The organism is Sinomonas sp. G460-2 (genome assembly GCF_047759905.1).
Classification (GTDB): domain Bacteria; phylum Actinomycetota; class Actinomycetes; order Actinomycetales; family Micrococcaceae; genus Sinomonas.
In genome coordinates, this window is the sequence record NZ_JBKZWT010000240.1 from 1 (window position 1) to 5,572 (window position 5,572).

Genomic DNA, 5,572 nt, shown 5'->3' on the forward strand with positions numbered 1-5,572 from the left:
CACTCGCGGGCGAGGCGCAGGCCGACCCATGGGACACGGTGGCGTGGGACGCCGACCACGCGGCGGGACGCGCGCCGCTCGAGGTCTCGCTGTGGGCGGACCCGGCGCACGGACGCTACGTGAAGATGTGCACGCGCGACGGCGCGCTCGAGGGCTTCATCGCGCTCGGGATGCCGCGCGCGGCGGCGGAGCTCACCCTGCTGTTCGGAAGCGGCGCGGAACTCCCTGCCGACCGCTCCGTGATCCTGCGCCTCGACGGCCCCGAGAGCTCGCTCGGCGTGCCCGGCTCGGCCGCCGGACCGGAGTCGACGCTGTGCCGCTGCGCTGGCGTGAGTCGCGGAACCGTGCAGGAGGCGATCGTGGGCGGTTGCTCGACGGTCGAGGAGGTCTCGAAGGGGACCCGCGCCGGGACCGGCTGCGGCGGGTGCAAGGACGGAATCCGCGAGCTCATCGAGCAGCATTTCGCAGCCGTTGGGGCCTGATCGGGCGGCCCCGCTGGGCCCCTCGAGCCCCGCCGATCGGCTCGAAAAAAATTCGGCCCCGAAAAACCGGATTCGCGTAACCTTTCCTCCGGCCCCAGCGATTACCTAATTGGAAGCCGGGACGGACTGTCCCCCAGCCCGGCTTTGCTCTGTCCCAGCAGCTGGGCCGGGCTGGAACCTTCCCCCAGTTGTTCCAGCCCGGCCGGGCCCGGGGCTTTGCGGCCTTGCCGCTCGACGCTCCCGTCCGGTTGATCCGCCCCAGTCGGTCCCAGAGCGGAGTGCCACGGCGGGACACCCCCCAGGCGGGCCAAGAAGCGGATAGGAAAGCCGCCCGGCCCCGCCGGCCAGCGCGAGTGCTACCCCTCCACGACGTCGTCGAGCGAGCCGACCGCCTCGGCCAGGCTCAGGTCCGGACTCGCCGCGATGAACGGCAGCAGGAGCCGCTCCTCCTGCCCGACGTGCAGAGCGAAGAGCCTCGCGACCATGAAGCCCACCGCAGCGGCCTTCACGCCGCCGGAGCCCCGCAGTTCGTCCACGAGCCCCACGAGGGCCTGATGCTCTTGAAGCAGCGCCTCGACGAGCAGGCCGGCCTCTCCCGTGGCGTGTGCGCCGGCGTAGAGCGGACCCTCCTCGGCGAGCATGTGCGGAATGAGCTCGTCCTCGCACCACGAGACGAGATTGGCCTGCTCATCGTGAGCGACGTTCCGATCGCCCGCCTCGGCGGCGGCGAGGAGCGAGCCTGTGAGGCCGCGAACCCGTTCAAGCATGCGGTCGTGACGGTAGCCCAAGGCTGCCGCTGCCTCCCCGACCGTATGGTGCTTGCGTTCCATGGCGTCATCATGCGCCGCCCTCCGAGGCCCCTCAAGGGCCGAAAACCCTCACTCCGCGGCGAGGAAGTCGAGCGCGATCTGCACCTCGAGCCGGGCGCCGGCGGCAAGAGCGGACTCGGTGACGTTGAACTTCGGGTGGTGGTTCTGGAACGGGAAGCCCTCCGACTCGTCGCCGCCGCCGAAGAACAGGAAGCAGCCGGGCACGCGGGCAGCATAGACGGAGAAGTCCTCGCTGCCGCTCGTGGCCGGGCCCCACGCGACTCGGTCCTCGCCGAGCGCCGTCGCCGCGGCTGCGAACGCGAGCTCGGCGGCGCCGTCGTCGTTCTGGATGGCCTCGTAGCCTGGCTCCCAATCGAGCGTGAACGTGGCGCCGTGCACGGCGCACACGCCCGCGATGACCTCGTGCACCCGCCGCCGCACGGTCTCGCGGTCAGCGGGGTCGGTCGTCCGCACGGACAGCGCCAGCTTGGCCGTGTCGGGAATGATGTTGGGCGCCTCCCCCGAATTGAAGCTTCCGACCGTGACGACCGCGAAGTGATCCGGCGCGATGGATCGGGAGACGACCGTCTGCAGCGCGAGCACGATCTCGGAGCCCACGACCACGGGGTCGATGCCGTGCTGCGGCATCGAGCCATGCGAGCCGCGGCCCTGGATGGTGAGCTGCCCGCCGTCGTACGCGGTCGAGGCGGCCCCGCGCGCAATGGTGACGGTCCCCGCCTTCTGGTTCATGACGTGGAGCCCGAACACGCCGTCGGCGCCGTCGAGCGCCCCTGCGGCGACGAGCTCGGCGGCGCCGCCCGGCGGCTGCTCTTCGGCGTGCTGGAAGAGGAACGTGACCGTGCCGGCGAGCTCGTCGCGGAGCCCCGCGAGCGTCTTCGCCGCCGCGAGGAGCATGGCCGTGTGCGCGTCGTGGCCGCACGCGTGCATGAGGCCGGGCGTCTGCGAGGCGAAGGGCTCGCCCGTCTCCTCGAGCACGGGAAGCGCATCCATATCGGCGCGCAGGGCCACGGAGCGACCGGGCCGCGAGCCGCGGAGTGTCCCAACGACGCCCGTGGGCGTGGGCCGGGTCACCTCGATCCCGAAGCCCTCAAGCAGCTCCGCGACGAGGCCGGAGGTCCTCGTCTCGTGGAAGCCCAGTTCAGGATGGGCGTGGATGTCTCGCCGCCAGGCGATGAGGGCGTCTTCGTCGATCTCCCAGTTCACGCACCCCAACCTACGCCCGAAAGCGCTACATGTGGACGTGCAGCCTCCGCGCGGCCTCCGAGATCGAGCCGGAGAGCGACGGGTAGACGGCGTACGTCGCGGCGACGTCGTCGACGTGCAGGCTCTGCTCGACCGCGATAGCGAGGCCGAAGATGAGCTCCGAGGCGTTCGAGCCCATGACGACGGCGCCGATCACCGTGCCCGTGCCCTTGCGCGCGATGATCTTGACGAAGCCGTCCGTCGTGTTGCGCATCTTGGCCCGCGCGTTGCTCTTGAGCCGCAGCGTCACGATGTCGCCCGCAACCTTGCCGCTCGCGACGTCCGCCTCCGCAACGCCCACCGAGGCGATCTCCGGCGACGTGAAGATGTTCGAGGCGACGTGGTTGAGGTTGAGCGGCATCACGCGGTCGCCGAGGAAGTGCGCGACCGCGATGCGGCCCTGCATGGCGGCGACGGAGGCCAGCGCGAGGACGCCCGTGCAGTCGCCCGCGGCGTAGACGTTGATCGCCGTGGTGCGGGAGACGCCGTCGACCTTGATGTGCCCGCTCTCCGAGAGCGCGATGCCAGCCTCCTCGAGGCCGATCCCCTCCGTGTTCGGGATCGAGCCGACGCACACGAGGCAGTGCGAGCCCGTCACCTTGGTGCCATCGCCGAGGACGACGGCGACGCCGTCGCCCGTGCGCTCGACGGCGGCCGCGCGCGAGCGCGAGAGGACGTTGACGCCGCGGCGCGCGAAGACCTTCTCGAGGAGCTCCGCGCCATCCTCGTCCGAGCCGGGCAGGACGCGGTCGCGCGAGGACACGAGCGTGACCTTGGCGCCGAGGCCGTTGTAGGCGGACGCGAACTCCGCGCCCGTGACGCCCGAGCCCACCACGATGAGGTGCTCCGGGATCTCGTCGAGCTCGTAGAGCTGGGTCCAGTTGAGGATCCGCTCGCCGTCGTAGCGCGCGGTCGGGAGCTCGCGCGGGTGGGCCCCGACCGCGAGGATCACGGCGTCCGCGTCGATGAGCTCGGCACCGGAGCCCGTCGTGGCCTCGATCGTGTGCGGGGCGGCGAGTCGGCCCATCCCGTCGACGATCCTCACGCCGAGCTGCTCGAGCCCCGCGCGGATATCCTGCGACTGCTGGCGCGCGAGGCCCAGGAGGCGCTCGTTGATCGAGCGGAGGTCCGCGTGTTTGATGAGCCCGCCGTCGGTGTGGCCGAGGTGGATGCCGAGCGCGGCGGCCTCCTCGACGCGGGTCATGAGGTCCGAAGACGCGATGAGCGTCTTGGACGGGACGACGTCGGTCAGGACGGCCGAGCCGCCCAGGCCCGAACGCTCGACAATGGTCACGCGCGCTCCGAGGGATGCGGCAACGGAGGCCGCCTCGTAGCCGCCGGGGCCGCCGCCGAGGATCGCGATGTGGGGAACGCTGAAATCGGGGTTCATCGTCACGGACACCCATTGTGCCCTGACGATGCCGCACCCCACCACTGCGTGCGCCACTCACCCGGGTGATGTGCAGCACGTGACGCCCTGTTTGGCGTGCTCCCACGGCGCGGCACCGTGTGGACGTGCCACGCGGGGTCCGCGTTGGTAGGTTCTACGTGTGACAACTACTGAGCCCTTCCAGCTGGCCCAGGCTGCCGCCGACTACCTCGCGCAGGCCACCGGCGTGCCCTCGCACGATATCGCGCTCGTCCTCGGATCCGGGTGGGGCGGGGCCGCGGACCTCATCGGCGAGGTCACGGCGACGGTTCCCACGAGCGAGGTCCCGGGCTTCTCGGCGCCTGCTGTCGAGGGGCACGTGGGCACGATCCGCTCCGTCCTCACGCGAGAGGGCAAGCGCGCGCTCGTGCTCGGCTCGCGCACCCACTACTACGAGGGCAAGGGCGTCCGCGCCGTGGTCCACGGGGTGCGCACGGCGGCCGCGGCCGGCTGTCGCGTGCTCGTCCTCACGAACGGCTGCGGTGGGCTCAACCCCGCGTGGCAGCCGGGCACGCCCGTGCTCATCAGCGACCACATCAACCTCACGGCCACGTCGCCGCTCGAGGGCGCGACGTTCGTGGATCTCACCGACCTCTACTCGAGCCGGCTCCGCGATCTGGCCCGCGAGGTCGATCCGACTCTGGACGAGGGCGTCTACGCCCAGTTCCCGGGACCGCACTACGAGACGCCCGCCGAGGTCCAGTACGCGAAGCGCATCGGCGCGGACCTCGTCGGCATGTCGACGGCGCTCGAAGCGATCGCCGCGCGCCACGCCGGTCTCGAGGTGTTCGGGATCTCGCTCGTCACGAATCTTGCCGCGGGCATCAGCCCCACGCCGCTGAGCCACGAAGAGGTCATCGAGGCCGGCCGCGCGGCCGGCCCGCGGATCTCCCGGCTCCTTGCCGACGTCATCGCGAAAATTTGAAGGGACCGGGGACACTATGAGCGCAACTCCCGCTGGATTCGAGGAGCTGCGAAGCAAGGCCGAGGCCTGGGCGGAGGCCGACCCGGACCCCGAGACGGCCGCCCAGCTTCGCGCCACGCTCGAGCAGGCCGCCGAGGGGCAGGCCGTCGCGCACCAGGAGCTCGTTGACGCCTTCGGCGGGACGCTTCAGTTCGGCACCGCCGGGCTGCGCGCCGCGCTGGGTCCGGGCCCGAACCGCATGAACAGCGTCGTGGTGCGCCGCGCCGCGGCGGGGCTCGCCGAATTCGTGCGGCGGCGCGTCGCCGAGGCGAAGCCGGGCCAGGAGGACGACGGCGGGTGGCCGCGCGCCGTCGTCGGCTTCGACGCGCGCAAGAACTCGGACGCGTTCGCGCTCGACACGGTCGCGATCTTCACGGCCGCAGGCATCGAAACGCTCCTCATGCCCGGCCCGCTCCCGACGCCCGTGCTCGCGTATGCGCTGCGCGCGCTTGGCTGCGACGTGGGCGTCATGGTGACGGCCAGCCACAACCCGCCCCAGGACAACGGCTACAAGGTGTACCTCGGCGGGCGCGCGGTCGACGACGCCGGGCGAGGCGCGCAGATCGTCGCCCCAGTCGACACCGAGATCGCGGGCCTCATCGCCGAGGTCGGGCCCGTCGGCGAG

At 71.6% G+C, this 5,572-nt stretch carries 5 protein-coding genes and 1 pseudogene; 3 read left to right on the plus strand and 3 right to left on the minus strand.

All coding sequences use genetic code 11. The features are described from left to right. Nucleotides 1–482: (2Fe-2S)-binding protein (locus ACLN58_RS16945; RefSeq protein WP_415856424.1), on the plus strand; the 482-nt coding region annotated here is incomplete at its 5' end. Between the two features lie 356 nt (nucleotides 483–838). Here ACLN58_RS16945 and ACLN58_RS16950 read toward each other — a convergent pair. Genes ACLN58_RS16950 through ACLN58_RS16960 form a run of 3 tightly spaced genes read right to left on the minus strand, consistent with a single transcriptional unit; the run spans nucleotide 839 to nucleotide 3,950 of the window. Beyond that, nucleotides 839–1,312, minus strand: a complete 474-nt coding sequence (locus tag ACLN58_RS16950) for a hemerythrin domain-containing protein (RefSeq protein WP_415856425.1) — start codon at nucleotides 1,310–1,312, stop codon at nucleotides 839–841. 48 nt (nucleotides 1,313–1,360) lie between these two features. Then, the gene (locus ACLN58_RS16955; RefSeq protein ID WP_415856426.1) at nucleotides 1,361–2,515 is read right to left on the minus strand and encodes a M20 metallopeptidase family protein; all 1,155 of its coding nucleotides are present in this window, start codon (nucleotides 2,513–2,515) and stop codon (nucleotides 1,361–1,363) included. Between the two features lie 25 nt (nucleotides 2,516–2,540). Continuing rightward, complete coding sequence (locus tag ACLN58_RS16960) at nucleotides 2,541–3,950, minus strand: NAD(P)H-quinone dehydrogenase (RefSeq protein WP_415856427.1); 1,410 nt, start codon at nucleotides 3,948–3,950, stop codon at nucleotides 2,541–2,543. Between the two features lie 154 nt (nucleotides 3,951–4,104). Between ACLN58_RS16960 and ACLN58_RS16965 the strand changes: the two genes are divergently transcribed. Further along, on the plus strand, nucleotides 4,105–4,908 hold the full coding sequence (locus ACLN58_RS16965; protein ID WP_415856428.1) for a purine-nucleoside phosphorylase: 804 nt from the start codon (nucleotides 4,105–4,107) through the stop codon (nucleotides 4,906–4,908). Between the two features lie 16 nt (nucleotides 4,909–4,924). Further along, nucleotides 4,925–5,572 (plus strand): annotated as a pseudogene (locus tag ACLN58_RS16970) (phospho-sugar mutase); the annotation flags it as partial.